Genomic DNA, 14,592 nt, shown 5'->3' with positions numbered 1-14,592 from the left:
TAAAGATTAGGGATGACCTGCACCGCCAGAGGACCGCCGGCTATGAAACGGCCGCCCCGGAAACCTTGTCGAAAAGATGCGTTCGCTCCAGATCGATGGCGACATCTATTGGGCAATCCGGCGCCGCAGAAACACCGACTTGCATCTGCGCCGTGAATGGAAATGCGCCCACGGTTCCAATCACGAGAGTATGCGGCCCGAGCGGCTCCACGTCTTTCACCATCATGCGGACGGAGGAGCCCGATGGCGCATCTTGCCGCAGCACGTGGTCGGGCCGCACGCCGAGCACAACCGGCTTGCCGATGCTCCCTGCATAGGCCGCCTCTCGGGATTTCGGCAATCTCAACGCCGTACCCGAGGGTTCGGTGAAGATCAGTGCACCGTCGCGAGCGGCAATCTCCCCGTGGATGAAATTCATGCTGGGCGCGCCCATGAAGCCCGCGACGAAGAGATTGCTTGGTTTCTCATAGATCGTGATCGGATCAGCCGCCTGCTCGATGCGGCCGCGATTCATCACCACGACCCGATCGGCCATGGTCATAGCTTCGACCTGATCGTGTGTGACATAAACGATCGTCTTGGCGAGACGGCGATGCAATGCCTTGATCTCGGTCCGCATCTCGATGCGGAGTTTGGCGTCGAGGTTTGACAATGGCTCGTCGAACAGAAACACGTCCGGGCTGCGCACGATGGCACGGCCGATCGCCACGCGCTGACGCTGCCCACCGGAGAGCTGCTTGGGCCGACGGTCCACGTATTGCTCGAGGTCGAGAACCCGCGCCACGTCCTCGACGGCTTTCGCGATATTGGCGCGCGACTCGCCCCGCGCCTTCATGCCGTAGCCGATATTCTCACCAACAGTCATATGCGGATAGAGCGCATAATTCTGGAACACCATCGCGCAATTGCGCAAGCCTGGGCGCAGCTGCGTCACATCGCGATTACCGATACGAATGGTTCCGCTGGTGACTGTCTCCAGTCCCGCTATCATGCGCAACGTCGTGGTCTTGCCGCAGCCGGACGGCCCGACAAGCACGACAAACTCCTCGTCGGCCACACTCAGATTAAGCCCCTCGATGATCTTGTAGGGCCCATATGCCTTGCTGACGTTCTCGATCTCGACGTGCGCCATGGATTCCTTTTTCCGTCCCTATATCGACGGCCAACAAAGCCCGGATGATGCTCACGCATCATCCGGGGCAGTCTCCGCGGGAAGCTAGTTCTTCGGTGAGAGGCCCATCGCCGCGCGATAGGCGGCGAGCTGCTTCGCGCGGCCGAACTCATCGGTCAGGCGATTCCATTCCTTCGCGACCGCGTCCAGCGCGGCCTGCGGCGTGGTCTGGCCGGCCAGTGCCTTGCCAAGCTCAATCTCCACAACCTCGGTGTAGGAGAAATAGCCGGGCAAACGCATGTCGAGCGCAACGTTCTTGCCGTTAATGGAGTCGGCCTGGGCGCCGAGATATTCCTTGGCTTCCGTCGGCGAGAAGATCTTGCTCCACAACTCCAGATTCGTGGTGTGCGACTTGCGGTATGGATTGACACCCGTGCCACCGGTAATCGCGGCCTTGCCTGAGACTTCAGGGCTTGTCAGCGTCTTGACGAAATCCCATGCCGCCTGCTGGTTCTTGCCCACCTTTGGCACGGCAATCTGCCAGCCTCCGAACGCCATGAAGGGTGCCGGCAGCACTGCCGGAAACTTGTCCCACTTCTTGGTTTTGGCGTTCCATATCTCGTCAGAGCCGGGCAGCACTGCAGAGCCCACCTTGCCGGAAATCTTCGATTGCTTGGGGTCGGCGGCGATCACGCCGGTGTCGCCCCAGCCGATCGACTCGGCCACCTGGCCGCCGGCCACGGCGGCATTGACCTCGCCGAACGAAAAGTTCAGCGCATTGGGCGGGCCAAGCTTGGAAGCGCGAATATATTCCTCCAATCCCTTCACCCAGCCCGGATTGTTGATCTGGGCATCCATCGTTTCGGGGTCGAAGAACATCGCGCCCGGATAGTTCGGATTGTTGGTATAGGCCGCCGCGTGGCTGAAGAAGAACCAGAACTGCTGGCCACCGCGACGGAAGGCCTCCGCCGTGCCCCAGAGTCCCTTGTCGGGGCGCTGAAAGAACTCCGCGATGTCGAGATATTGCTTCCAGGTCTTTGGCGGCGCCAGGTCGTAGCCGTACTTGGCCTTGAAGGCGTCCTTCTCCTTGGGATCGCTGAACAGGTCGGTGCGATAGGTGTAGGTGTGAACGTCGCCGTCCATCGATTGCGAATAGATTTTGCCTTCCCACACCATCAGGCGCTCACGGTAGGCCGGCTCGACATCGTCCCAATCCTTGCCGGACTGCATCTCTTTCGGCATCTCGCTGAGATAGGTGACGAAGTCGGGCAGCCAGGCCGGCGCAAAGCTGACCAGATCGAACGTCGCGTCCGATCCGGTAAGCGATGTAACGATCTTCGGGTAGAGCTCCGACCAGGGGAATTCGACCACATTGACCTTGCCGCAGGTCTTCTTGGTCCATTCGTCCGCGCCGAGCTTGAGCGCGGAGGCGATATACGGTCCGGTCTGCGACGCCACAGTCAGGGTGACGCCGGAGTAATCCGGGCTACAAGCAGCGTTCGCCTGGCTCGCGGTGCAAGCCATCGCGAGCGAGGTGGTCAGCATCAGAAACGTCCGTCGCAACATCGTCCAGTCCTCCCTACATAGGTTTTTGCTATTTGATCGCTCCGAGCAGCAGGCCCGACCGCATCATGCGGCTGAGCAGACCTGCCATGATCATCATCGGAATGATGGCGACGAGCGCCGCGGCCGAGATCGCCCACCATTCGTCGCCGCGCTGGCTGTTCTGTCCCGCCACCAGGATCGGCAGCGTCTGCCATCTGGAATTGGTCAGGAACAGCGCGAACAGGAACTCGTTCCAGACGAAGGCGAGCGTGATCATGAAAGTCGCCAGCAGTCCGTTCATCGACATTGGCACCACGATGCCGAGGAAGATGCGCCAACTTGGCACGTTGTCGACCATCGCGGCTTCTTCGACCTCGATCGGAATGGCCTCGAAGAAGTCGCGCATCAGCCAGACCACGATCGGCAGCGAGAACGCGACGTAGCACAGCGTCAGGCCGACATAGCTGTCGATGAGCTGGAAGCCGAGCCGGCCGATTTCGCTGTAGAGGAGATACAGCGCGAAAGCCGTGACGATCGGCGGAAACATGCGCTGGCTGACGAACCAGAACAGGATGTCTTCATTGCCGAGGATCGGCCCCGGCAGCGGCAGGCGGTTGGCCAGGATTGCAGCGGCGAGCGCGATCGGGAACGCCAGCAGCAGCGCCTGCGCGCGGGTGAATCCGAGCGAATTGCTGAACAGCAGATAGCCGCCGAGCGCGAGCAGGAAGAAGATCAGGCCGGCGCCGAAGCGCACCCTGAATTCGAACCGCACCAGCGCATAGGCCGCCATTGCGCCGACGGCAGTCGCGATCGCCGCCGCCGACAGGCCAACGATTGTCGAGTTCAAAAAGGTCCGGAAGAACTCGCCACGGATACCCTGATAGAGATCAATGAAGGGCTGCAGGGTCGGCGTGAAATCGACGAACGGAATATAGGTCGGGCCGCCGACCACGCCCGGCGGGGTCTTGAACGCCGTCACGACCACCCAATAGAGCGGAAACGCCGTGATCAGGCACCATGCGAAGACACCGGCCGCGACCAGGCGGCGGCTCCAGCGCGACAGTCCGGTAAGGCCCTGCCCGCTCATCGGCGCTTCTCCAGATGCGGCCGCAGCAGCGCCAGATAAGTGACGCCAATGATCGTGATGGCGATCAGGAACAGGAAGCTGAGCGCCGACGTGTAGCCGAGATTGAACTTCTTGAAACCCTCCTGATAGGCGAACAAGGTCAGGGTCTCGGTGTCCACACCCGGTCCGCCGCCCGTCATCACGAATACGGTGTCCATGATCTTGTAGCTCTCGATCAGGCGGATGAAGACGACCGCGGCGGAGATCGGCAGCATCATCGGAAAGGTGATGCCCCAGAACTGTTGCCAGGCGCTGGCGTTCTCGAGCTCGGCCGCCTCGTAGACATCTTCGGGGAGCGTTTGCAGGCCAGCCAGCATCATCAGGATGACGAACGGGGTCCACTGCCAGATCTCAACAGCGATGATGCAGGCGAGCGCCCAATGACCGTTGGTGAGGAACGGCAGGTTCGCCATGCCGAACATGGACAGGAACTGGTTGAGCGGCCCCATGGTCGGATTGAAGATCATGCGAGCAACAAGCGCGACGGCAACCGGGGCCAGAAGCATGGGCAGCAGCAAGGCCACGCGAAATAGCCGTTCGCCCGGAACGCGCGCGTTCAGCGCGAGCGCAACGCCAAACCCGATCACGTATTGCAACCCGACGGCAATAAACGCGATCAGCGTCGTCGTGAAGATCGCATTCCAGAAGCGCGGCTCTTGCAGGAGCGTAGCATAATTGCCGAACCACACGACCCGCGGCGGGATCGGCGGAACCAGGCGATAGCTGAGGAAGCTCGTGGTCAACGAATAGATCAGCGGAAAGATCGAGATCGCCAGCACGACGAGCACCGCCGGCCAGATGAAGACATGCTTGATCGGATCGTTCCGCATCATGAGCAGATCATCCCTTCAACAGGGCTTCAATCTCAGCGCGCCGCGGCATGGCAGGCGCAGTCCCCGCGCGCGTCACGGAAATCCCCGCCGTAGCGGAACCGAAGCGCGCCGCTTCCAGGGGATCGGCGCCGCCCGCAAGCGCTGCAGCGAAGCCGCCGACGAATGCGTCGCCCGCGCCCGCGGTTTCGACCACCTTGCCGGCGGCGAACGGGGGCACGTGTAGCGAGCGGTCTCGCCCGTGAAACAGCGCCCCGCGTTCGCCGAGCGTGATCAGCGCGGTGCCCGCTCCCTTGGCCACCAACGCTTCGCCGGCGCGGCGGGCGCCGGCAAGATCGCTCACCGCGATCCCCGTCAGCGCTTCCGCCTCGGTCTCATTGGGAACGACGTAGTCGCACAAGGCAAACAGGCCATCGTCGAATTTGACCGCAGGTGCCGGGTTGAACACGGTGATGCTGCCCGCAGCGCGCGCGATCTCGAGCCCGCGCTGCGCGGCCGCGACCGGTTGCTCGAGCTGTGTCACAAAGACGCGGCTGGTGCGGATCGCATCCGCCGCCGCATCGACGTCGGTGGGGCTGAGACCGTCGGCCGCTCCGCTCACCACGATGATGGCGTTGTCGCCGCGTGTCTCGTGGACATAGATGAAGGCTGCGCCGGTCGGCGCCTCCGCAGTCCTGGCGACGCGCGGTCGAATGCCCTCGGTTTCCCACGTCTTGATGGCAAGATCACCGAAGGCGTCGCGGCCGATCCGGGAGATGAAGGTCACGTCTGCGCCTGCGCGCGCAGCGGCCACGGCCTGGTTCGACCCCTTGCCGCCTGGTCCCATGGCAAATCCCGAGCCGGCGATCGTTTCACCGATCGCGGGCATGTTGCCGGCCCGGAAGGCCAGATCGACGACGAAGATGCCGAGCACTGCGACGCCAGTCTTGCTCATGGTCGTCACTCTCCGTCCGGCGCGATGACGCCCTTGGAAAACAGGAAGCAGCCGTAGAAGCGCCGCTCTCCCGTGGCGATCACGCAGTAGGCCGTCTTGGCCTTTTCATAGAAGGCATGGCGCTCGACCCCGACCAGCGGCCAGGAGCGTCCCTCGGCGCGGTCGATCGCGGCCTGCACCTCGCGCTGCACCGGCGGCACCTCCTGGGGCTGGCCAACAATCTCCATGCGGATCGCGGCATCGTCGACGAACGTATCGAGCGGCAGCACCGAGAGGATGGCTTCGATCGCCTTTGCCGTACTGACGTTGTCGATGCGAAGCAGCTCGCCGAACACGGTCTGGCGCGCGATGGAGTCGGCTGGAAAATTGGTGTCGCACACCACGAGGCGGTCCCCGTGCCCCATTGCGCGCAAGGCATAAAGCACGTCGGCATTGAGCAGTGGATTGATGCCCTTGAGCATGTTGCGTCCCTCCCTTGTCTTCAAAACATCGCCCGAACTCTGGTGGTCCGGATGCCAACCCGTATCACCGCAAGGTGACGTCTTTAGTCCCCATAGGGAATCCAGATGTTCTTCACCTGCACCGCGTGGCGGAGCAGGATCGGCCCCTCGCTCGCCACCCGGTCGTACCAATCGAGCGCCAGCCCGTGGTCGACCAGCGTGCGCTTGAGGTTGCCGATCGACAGCCGCTCCGCAGCCGTCGAGGCCTCCTGCGAGCCGAACACCCAGAGCGCATCGACGTCGTCATGCTCGGCAAGGACCTTTGCGAGCGCATCGCGCTCGCCGGTGACGATATTGACGACGCCTGCCGGCACATCCGACGTCTCCAGCACCTGATAAAAATCGGTCGCTGCAAGCGGATGCCGCTCGCTTGGGACGGCGACGACGCGGTTGCCCATCGCAATCAACGGTGCCACCAGGCTGATGAAGCCCAGCAACGGGGCCTCGTCCGGACAGGCCACCCCGACCACGCCGATCGGCTCGTGCATGGCAAGCGCCACGCCGCGCAACGGCGGTGCATGGATCGTCCCCTCGTATTTGTCGGCCCAGGCCCCATAGCTGAACAGCCGTTCGATACTCGCCTCGACCTCCGCGCGCGCCTTGGCGGGCGAAACGCCGGTCATATCACCGACGCGTCGGGCGAACTCGTCGCCACGCGCGGACAGATTCTCGGCAAGGTAGTAGAGGATTTGGGCGCGATTATGCGTCGTCGCCCGCGCCCACCCCTCGGCCGAGCGCGCAGCGGCCACCGCGTTACGGATATCCTTGCGATTGCCCTCACCGGCTTCGCCGAGGTGCTTCCCCTTCGGCGACAGCACCGCGCGCGAATAATTTCCGTCGGGACGAACCTGCTTGCCGCCGACGAACAGCTTGGCGGTCCGGTCGATCGACGGCGTGCCAAATCCGGCACCGTCGTTAGAGGCCGCCGGGGATGGCGGCGGCACCGTCGCCCGCGCCTTCCGCCCGCTCCAGGCTTTCGGCTTGAGATATTCGTAGAGACCTTCCCGGCCGCCCTCGCGACCGAAGCCGGACTCGCGATAGCCGCCGAAGCCGACGCAGGCATCGAACAAATTGGTCGCATTGACCCAGACAACGCCGGCCTGAAGCTTCGGCGCGATATCGAGCGCCAGCCCGATGGTCTCGCTCCACACGCTGGCGGCAAGGCCATAGCGCGTGTTGTTGGCGAGCATCACCGCCTCGTCCGGCGTGCGGAACGTCATCGCGACCAGCACCGGGCCAAAGATCTCCTCGATCGCCACGGTCGATGACGGATGCACGTTCCAAAGCAAGGTCGGGGGATAGAAGCATCCCTCAGCGGGGATCGGCCCGGGCGCCTGATACTTCTCAGCGCCCTCCTTGACGCCGGTTTCGACCAGCGCCTTGATCCGCTCGAGCTGCACCGGTGCGACCACCGCGCCCATGTCGATCGCCTTGTCGAGCGGCGGACCCACGCGCAGCGTCTCCATGCGGCGGATGAGGCGCTTGCGGAATGTCTCTGCGATCCCTTCCTGCAGCAGAAGCCGCGATCCGGCACAACAGACCTGGCCCTGGTTGAACCAGATCGCATCGACCACGCCTTCCACGGCGCCATCGATGTCGGCGTCGTCGAACACGATGAACGGCGACTTGCCGCCGAGCTCGAGCGTCAGCGACTTCCCGCTGCCTGCGGTCGACTGACGGATCAACCGCCCGACCTCGGTCGACCCCGTGAAGGCGATCTTGTCGACACCGGAATTTTCGACCAGCAACGCGCCGGTGGCGCCATCACCCGTCACCACATTCAACACGCCAGGCGGCAGGCCGGCTTCCGCCGCGAGCTCGGCGAACAGCAGCGCGGTGAGTGACGTGAACTCTGCCGGTTTCAGCACCACGGTGTTGCCGGTCGCCAACGCGGGCGCGATCTTCCAGGCCAGCATCAGCAGCGGAAAGTTCCAGGGGATGATCTGGCCGATCACACCGACCGGGACATGGTCGGCGAATTCGCGGTCCTGCAATTGCGCCCAGCCGGCGTGATACAGGAAGTGGCGCGCAGCAAGTGGCACGTCGAGATCGCGGGTTTCCCTGATCGGTTTGCCATTGTCGATCGCTTCCAACACCGCGAACAGACGAGCATGACGTTGCAGCATGCGCGCCAGCGCATAGAGATGACGGGCACGACCGTGACCACCGAGCTTTGCCCATGGCGACTGCGCCGATCGCGCGGCGCCGACGGCAGCCTCGACATCCGCTGCGATGCCTTGCGCGATCTTGGCCAGCGTCTTTCCGGTGGCCGGCTCGATCGTCGCCAGATGCTTGCCCGAAGCCGGCGCGACGAATTTACCCGCAATGAAGTGCCCAAACGTCGTGTCATGCCGCTTCAGCCAGGCGCGCGCCTCGCCGTCCGCCTCGAGGGCGGGACCATAATCCATGGTCTCGTAGTAATGTGCGATACTCATGCTCAGCCCACGGGATGACGGTTGAAGGCCGAGTAGCGGCCGGTGACGTGATGCTCAAGCTGACGCTCGATGTCGGCGAGCAGACTCGAGGCGCCGACGCGGAACAGATCCGGCTCGAGCCAATCGCGTCCCAACTCCTCCTTCATCAGGAACTGGTAGTTGAGCACATCCTTCGCCGTCGAGATTCCGCCGGCCGGCTTGAAGCCGATCTTGAAGCCCGTGCGCTCCTCATAGACCCTGATCATGCGCAGCATCGCCAGCGTCACCGGCAGCGTGGCATTGACGCCTTCCTTGCCGGTGGAGGTCTTGATGAAATCCGCGCCGGCCATCATGCAGACCATCGACGCCTTGGCGACGTTGCGCAGCGTTTTGAGGTCGCCGGTTGCGAGGATCGTCTTCAGATGCGCATCGCCGCAGGCTGCGCGGAAATCCCGGACCTCGGCGTAGAGAGCGCGCCAATCTCCGGTCAGCACATGCTCACGCGTGATGACGATGTCGATCTCCTGCGCACCGTCCCTGACGGACGCCTCGATCTCCTTGAGTTTCAGATCGTGAGGCACGAGGCCTGCCGGAAATCCAGTCGAAACCGCAGCGACCGGAATGTCATACCCATCGAGCGCTTCGACCGCAGTTGCGACGAAGCGGTGATAGACGCAGATCGCGCCCGTGTGCAGCCGGCGCCCGGCAAAACCGAGTGCCTCGACGAGGTCACTTCGTATCGGGGCCCTCGCCTTGGCACAGAGGCGCTTCACCCGTTCGGCCGTATCGTCGCCGTTGAGTGTCGTCAGGTCGATGCAGGTGATCGCCTTGAGCAACCACGCCGCCTGCGCGTCCTTCTTGACGGTGCGCCGGCCCGGCAGGCTCGCAACGCGGCGCTCGGCGGCGGACAGATTGATCCGGATATCATCGACCCAGTCCATCTCGAGCGCGCGGCCGCTGTTGCGCGCGATCGGATGCGGATGATTGTGATCCCGCGCATGGGGCTGCGCCGGCACCGCGGATGGATTTGATATCAAGACGCCCTGCGCCATCGGTACGCCGCGCAATGCTAGCGAATCGGCTGAAACGGCAGATAGACTGAATGTGCCGATTGCAACATGCGATCCTCCCATCCCTTGGCCGCCGGCGCTTCTGCTGCCTCCCGTCGCCGACAGCGAAACACCCTTCGGGCCAAATGTTATTATTGTAACAGATTGACGTTGCTAAACTCACATCATTGTAAGATCATTGTCAACCGGATAAGCAAGCTCGGTGACGAAAATGACTGAAACACCGACCGCACGCCCCAGCGAGACGCGCATCCAACGGCTGCAACGGCTGCGACGCGCCGTCGAGACGAGCGGCGCACTGCATCTGAAGGACGCCGCAGAGCTGCTGAAGGTGTCGGAGATGACCGTCAGACGCGACCTTGCCGGGCCCGAGGCGGCGCTCGCCCTGCTCGGCGGCTACGTCGTCAACGCGGCGTCGCCGACCGGGATCAAGTACACATTCGAACAGGAAATCGACCAGCACACACAGGACAAGCGCCTCGCCTGCCGATCCGCAGCCGCCTCGATCAAGGAAGGTGACACCATCTTCATCGACTGCGGCACCACGATGCAGTCGCTGGCGGATTGCCTGCCCGAGGACATGCCTCTCTCGGTGATCTGCTATTCGCTGAACGTCGCCTCGATCGTCACCCACCGGCCAGCGACGCAGGTGATGTTGATGGGCGGGCTCTACCATCCGTCGTCGCAGTCGTTCTCGTCGGATGACGGCCTGTCCTACCTGCGGCGGCTCGGGGTCAACAAGGCTTTCATCTCGGCCGGCGGCCTGCACTGGACCCGCGGCGCCAGCTGCTCGAATTTTCACGAAGTCGCCATCAAGCAGGCCGTCATCGCTACCGCGATGGAGAGCATCCTCGTGGTCGACGCCAGCAAGCTCGGCAGCCTCAAGCCGGCGTTCTTCTCCGACGTCAGCTCATTCTCGCGGATCATCGTCGGTGGCTCCGTGTCGGCAGACACGCGCAAGCACTTCCGCAGCCTTCCCGTCGAATACGTCACCAGCACGGCCTGATCCGGACGGGGGCTGGTTCGCCCGGATCAGGCTTACTGAGCGATGCGCGGTCTCGGTGGATCGCGCATCGCTGTTTCGGGCTAGTTGCAGGCGGGCTTCGCCTTTTTGCAGGCATCCGTCAGCTCGGCCGGCGGGTCCTTCTTGAATACGGTCTTGTAGGACTCCAGCACGTTCGACTGCGTCACCGGCAGCGACTGCACACCGATCCAGCCAGGCGTTTCCTTACCCAGCAGCGCGTTCATCATCGCCATCGCCTCGGCTACGCCCTGGTCGTAGGGACGCTGCGAGCCGGTCGCCTTCAGCGGCCCGCCCTTGGCAATCTCGATCGCCGATTGCAGACCGAGGTCGACCGTCGTCATGGGAATATCGATGCCCTGAGCCCGCATCGAGCTCAGCGTGTCGAGCGCCGGTTGATCCCACACCGCGTACAGTCCCTTGACGTCGGGATTGCCGGTCAGGAAGTCGCCCGCGATCTGCGAGACCTTCGGCGGATCGGTGAAGTCGACCTGCTTCATCTTGATGTCAGGGCGGTTTGCTTTCATCCACTCCCGCACGCCCTTGGTGCGCTCGTTGGTGCTGAAATAGTCGACGCCGAAATTGACGAGACCGATGGTGCCGCCCTGCGCCACGCAGGATGCCAGGATCTGTGCCGCGATCTGGCCATTGCCCTGGCTATCGGCCGAGACCATCGTCGCATATTCCTCGGGATGCTTCAGACCAGTCGGGATGCTGTCCATCAGCACGAGCTTGATGCCGGCTTTGGCGATCTTCTTGTAGGTCGGCGCGGTCGCGGTGAAATCGACCGGAATCGAAATGATGCCGTCCGGATGCTGCTGGATCGTGTTCTCGATATCGGCGATCTGCTTGTCCACCTGATATTCGGCGGACGCGACGCCCGTCACCGTCACGCCGTACTTCTTCAGCGTATCGCTGATGCCCTGGATCTGGAGCTGCGACCAGTCGAGGTTGACCGTCTGCATGGAGATGCCGACCTTGAAGTTCTTCTCCTTGATCTTGGCGGCGTCGGCTTCCGACAGCGCGAGCACCTCGGGGGAAGCCGCCTTTTCGCCGTGGGGTCCCTGGCCGACGATCGACTTCGGCCCGAGCTTCGCGAGATCGACACCCTTGACGCAGGTCGCGGGCACTTCGGCGCGAGCCGACGGGATCATCGAGAGGGCGGCAGCGGCCACCAACGCAGTCAAAGGCAAGGTTTGTCGCAAGATTGGCTTCATTGTTTCCTCCATTTTTTGGTCGCCGATTCACCGGAGGGCCAGCGACCTTGCCCCTACCCGCGCAGCGCAATGAACTTGTTGTTCATGCGCCGCGCCTGACCTCGACTAGCGTTTCGTGAAAGCAACCGCGGCAACGATGATCGCCCCCTTGATCACGAGCTGCATCGGCGAGCTCACGCCGAGCAGAACAAGGCCGTTGTTGAGCGTGCCAATGATCAAGCTGCCGAACAGCGTCCCCAGGATGTAGCCGCGCCCGCCGAACAGGCTGCAGCCACCGAGGATCACCGCGGCGATGACGTCGAGTTCCATGCCCTGCACGACATCTGGCCGCGCAGCATGTGAACGCGCCGACAGCACCAGCGCCGCCAATCCGGCCAGCGTGCCGGTCAGGACAAAGGCCGCAGTCGTGATCCGTTTGGTGTTGATGCCGGAATAGAGCGCCGCGGTCGGGTTGCCGCCGACCGCATAGATGCGCCGGCCGAACACATTATAGTGCAGCAGCAGGATGCCGATAATCATCGCCGCCAAAGTCCAGGCGATCGGAACCGGTATGCCGAGGAATGTGCCTTCGCCAAATATCGCGAAATAGGTCTCGTTGGTGATGATCACCGGCTTGGTGTTGGTTACCATCATCGCCAGTCCCCGCGCCATGCTCAGCGAGCCCAGCGTCACCAGGAACGACGGGATCGATAGCTGCGTGGTCAGGATGCCATTGAGCAGCCCGACCAGCGCGCCGGTACCGAGCCCGGCCACGGCACCCACGATCCAGCTGTTGTTGATCTGGCTCATCGCGAGAGCAGCCGCCATGCCTGACAGCGCCAACGTCGAGGCAACCGACAGATCGATCTGACGCGCGATGATGATGAAGGTCATGCCGACTGCGATGATCGACACCAGCGTGGTCTGGCGCCCGATGTTCAGGAAATTGTCGACCGAGAGAAACCAGGGCGAAGACAGGCTGAACACGACCAACAGGATCACGAAGGCGATGTACAGCATGTACGGCCGCTCGCCCCGCAGCAAGTTCTGAAGAATCTTGCGGCGGCGATCAGATCGGGTCGACGAGGCGACCACGTTGGGAGCAGTCAGTTCGGTCATGCGGGAAGCTCTTGCAAGTGGCCTGGCCCGGAGGCCTGGTACATCTGGAGGAGATGATGCAGCTCTTCGGCATCATCGATCTCGCCGCGCGACAGCGTACGAGCCACACGCCCGTTGACGATCACGGAGATGCGGTCGCAGAGCTCGATCAATTCGACGAGATCGGACGAGACGACCAGGACCCCGCTGCCGTCGCGGACGGCATTCCGGATCACGGCATAGATTTCCTCGCGTGCGCCCACGTCGACGCCGACCGTCGGTTCATCCAGGAGCAGCACGCGCGGCCGCGGATCATTCCATTTTCCGAACACGACCTTTTGCTGGTTGCCGCCGGAGAGCGTCCTGACCAGGCTGAACGCGCCCGGCGCTTTCACCGAAAGCCTGGCGACCGCGGTTTCCGCACGCCTGGCGGCGGCGCGTTGCTGCATCCAGCCCCAGCGCGAGAAATGGGGAATTCGCGGCAAGGTGACGTTTCGTTCGATCGAATGGTCCAGGACCAGACCCTGCACATGCCGGTCTTCCGGCACCAGCGCGATGCCCTGCTCGATCGCATCGGCAGGCCCTCTCGGCAGCCATCGCCGGCCCTCGATCTCGATTGCGCCGCTCTCGAGCGGCCGGAGGCCAAACACTGTCTCCAAAATCTCCGTGCGGCCGCTGCCGATCAATCCGGCGAGGCCGTGGATCTCGCCCTTCAGCACGGACAGATCGACGGCACGAAGCCGGTCGTTGGACACGTCGGACAGCGACAGAACCGGCGACGGATCCAATTCACGCTTCGCGACAGGTTCGGTGCGCGGGCCCGTGGGTGCCGATCGATCGGTTCCGACGATCGCGTTCACCAGCCGCTTCATGTCGGTCTCGGCTGTGACAAACGTGCCCGCGTTAGCGCCATCGCGCAGCACCGTGACGCGCTGCGAGATCTCGAACACCTCATTGAGCCGATGGGTCACATAGATCACGCCGACTCCGCGGCGCGTCGCCTTCCCGATCGCATCGAACAGGATCCGGACCTCATCCGATGTCAGCGAGGAGGTCGGCTCGTCGAGGATCAGAAGCCGGACCTCGCCCATCAGCGCCTTGGCGATCTCCGTCATCTGGCGATAGGCGAAAGGCAGCGAGCCGACAGCCGCACTCGCATCCAGGGGAATGCCGAGCGCGTTCAGGAACGCCTCGGCCCTGGCCATCAGCGCACGCTGCCGGACGAAGCCGAAACGCGCACGCGGCTCACGGCCGAGCAACAGATTGTCCGCAACGCTCAAGGATTCGACGAGGCTGAGATCCTGATAAACGACAGCGATCCCCGCCTCGCGCGACTTCGCCGGGCTGTCGAATTCCACCGGCCTGCCGGCGATCTCGATCGTGCCGCTGTCGAGGGCATGAACACCACTGAGAATCTTGATCAGGGTAGATTTTCCCGCGCCGTTCTCGCCCAGTAGCGCATGGACCTCGCCGGCGCGAACCTCGAGGTTGACGTCACGCAGCGCTCGCACGCCGCCGAAGCGCTTGTTGATGCCACTGACCATCACTAGCGAGGCCGACGACCGAGGTTCTGCTGCAACCGAACCGGACAGTTCCAAACTTTCCTCCCGTCGCCCCGCTAGACGCTGGTACGATGGTGACATATTGTTATTTTTGCAACTTATCCTGTTATAATTCTATCATCTCCGCCGACCTGTCAATGGCGGATCGCGTCGCGGGGCCGGATCTAACCCTGGCCCTATCTCGA

At 63.2% G+C, this 14,592-nt stretch carries 12 protein-coding genes; 1 reads left to right on the top strand and 11 read right to left on the bottom strand.

Annotation, left to right across the window (positions count from 1 at the left end; translation table 11 throughout):
• Positions 1 to 40: 40 nt before the first annotated feature.
• From AB7531_RS15265 to deoC, 8 genes are all read right to left on the bottom strand, one after another.
• Positions 41 to 1,132: an ABC transporter ATP-binding protein gene (locus AB7531_RS15265; protein WP_063982331.1), complete on the bottom strand. Its 1,092-nt coding sequence runs from the start codon at positions 1,130 to 1,132 to the stop codon at positions 41 to 43.
• Between the two features lie 84 nt (positions 1,133 to 1,216).
• A complete protein-coding gene (locus tag AB7531_RS15260; protein ID WP_306326732.1) occupies positions 1,217 to 2,656 on the bottom strand; it encodes an extracellular solute-binding protein in 1,440 nt (479 codons plus the stop codon).
• Between the two features lie 49 nt (positions 2,657 to 2,705).
• Positions 2,706 to 3,743, bottom strand: a complete 1,038-nt coding sequence (locus AB7531_RS15255) for a carbohydrate ABC transporter permease (RefSeq protein ID WP_063982330.1) — start codon at positions 3,741 to 3,743, stop codon at positions 2,706 to 2,708.
• Positions 3,740 to 4,615, bottom strand: a complete 876-nt coding sequence (locus AB7531_RS15250; protein WP_063982329.1) for a carbohydrate ABC transporter permease — start codon at positions 4,613 to 4,615, stop codon at positions 3,740 to 3,742. The genes AB7531_RS15255 and AB7531_RS15250 overlap by 4 nt, the downstream gene beginning before the upstream one ends.
• Before the next feature lie 7 nt (positions 4,616 to 4,622).
• A complete protein-coding gene (gene rbsK, locus AB7531_RS15245) occupies positions 4,623 to 5,546 on the bottom strand; it encodes a ribokinase (RefSeq protein WP_063986250.1) in 924 nt (307 codons plus the stop codon).
• Between the two features lie 5 nt (positions 5,547 to 5,551).
• The gene (locus AB7531_RS15240; protein WP_014494077.1) at positions 5,552 to 6,007 is read right to left on the bottom strand and encodes an RbsD/FucU family protein; all 456 of its coding nucleotides are present in this window, start codon (positions 6,005 to 6,007) and stop codon (positions 5,552 to 5,554) included.
• 83 nt (positions 6,008 to 6,090) lie between these two features.
• Positions 6,091 to 8,481 (bottom strand): aldehyde dehydrogenase family protein, encoded by a 2,391-nt coding sequence (locus AB7531_RS15235; RefSeq protein WP_063982328.1) that lies wholly within the window; start codon positions 8,479 to 8,481, stop codon positions 6,091 to 6,093.
• Positions 8,482 to 8,483: 2 nt separating this feature from the next.
• Positions 8,484 to 9,401 carry a deoxyribose-phosphate aldolase gene (deoC, locus tag AB7531_RS15230; protein ID WP_224580998.1) on the bottom strand — a complete coding sequence of 306 codons (918 nt, stop codon included), beginning with the start codon at positions 9,399 to 9,401 and terminating at the stop codon, positions 8,484 to 8,486.
• Between the two features lie 340 nt (positions 9,402 to 9,741).
• Between deoC and AB7531_RS15225 the strand changes: the two genes are divergently transcribed.
• The gene (locus tag AB7531_RS15225; protein ID WP_063982327.1) at positions 9,742 to 10,536 is read left to right on the top strand and encodes a DeoR/GlpR family DNA-binding transcription regulator; all 795 of its coding nucleotides are present in this window, start codon (positions 9,742 to 9,744) and stop codon (positions 10,534 to 10,536) included.
• Positions 10,537 to 10,616: 80 nt separating this feature from the next.
• Here AB7531_RS15225 and AB7531_RS15220 read toward each other — a convergent pair whose 3' ends face one another.
• From AB7531_RS15220 to AB7531_RS15210, 3 genes are all read right to left on the bottom strand, one after another.
• The gene (locus AB7531_RS15220) at positions 10,617 to 11,726 is read right to left on the bottom strand and encodes a substrate-binding domain-containing protein (RefSeq protein ID WP_245328615.1); all 1,110 of its coding nucleotides are present in this window, start codon (positions 11,724 to 11,726) and stop codon (positions 10,617 to 10,619) included.
• Between the two features lie 147 nt (positions 11,727 to 11,873).
• Complete coding sequence (locus tag AB7531_RS15215) at positions 11,874 to 12,866, bottom strand: ABC transporter permease (RefSeq protein WP_028151194.1); 993 nt, start codon at positions 12,864 to 12,866, stop codon at positions 11,874 to 11,876.
• Positions 12,863 to 14,443 carry a sugar ABC transporter ATP-binding protein gene (locus tag AB7531_RS15210; protein WP_231142299.1) on the bottom strand — a complete coding sequence of 527 codons (1,581 nt, stop codon included), beginning with the start codon at positions 14,441 to 14,443 and terminating at the stop codon, positions 12,863 to 12,865. The genes AB7531_RS15215 and AB7531_RS15210 overlap by 4 nt, the downstream gene beginning before the upstream one ends.
• Between the last annotated feature and the right edge of the window lie 149 nt (positions 14,444 to 14,592).

It is taken from the genome of Bradyrhizobium sp. 63_E2_N1_3 (assembly GCF_052076005.1).
Classification (GTDB): domain Bacteria; phylum Pseudomonadota; class Alphaproteobacteria; order Rhizobiales; family Xanthobacteraceae; genus Bradyrhizobium; species Bradyrhizobium barranii.
Note: the sequence above shows the minus strand (reverse complement) of the source record. Positions and strands in the feature narration are given on the sequence as shown.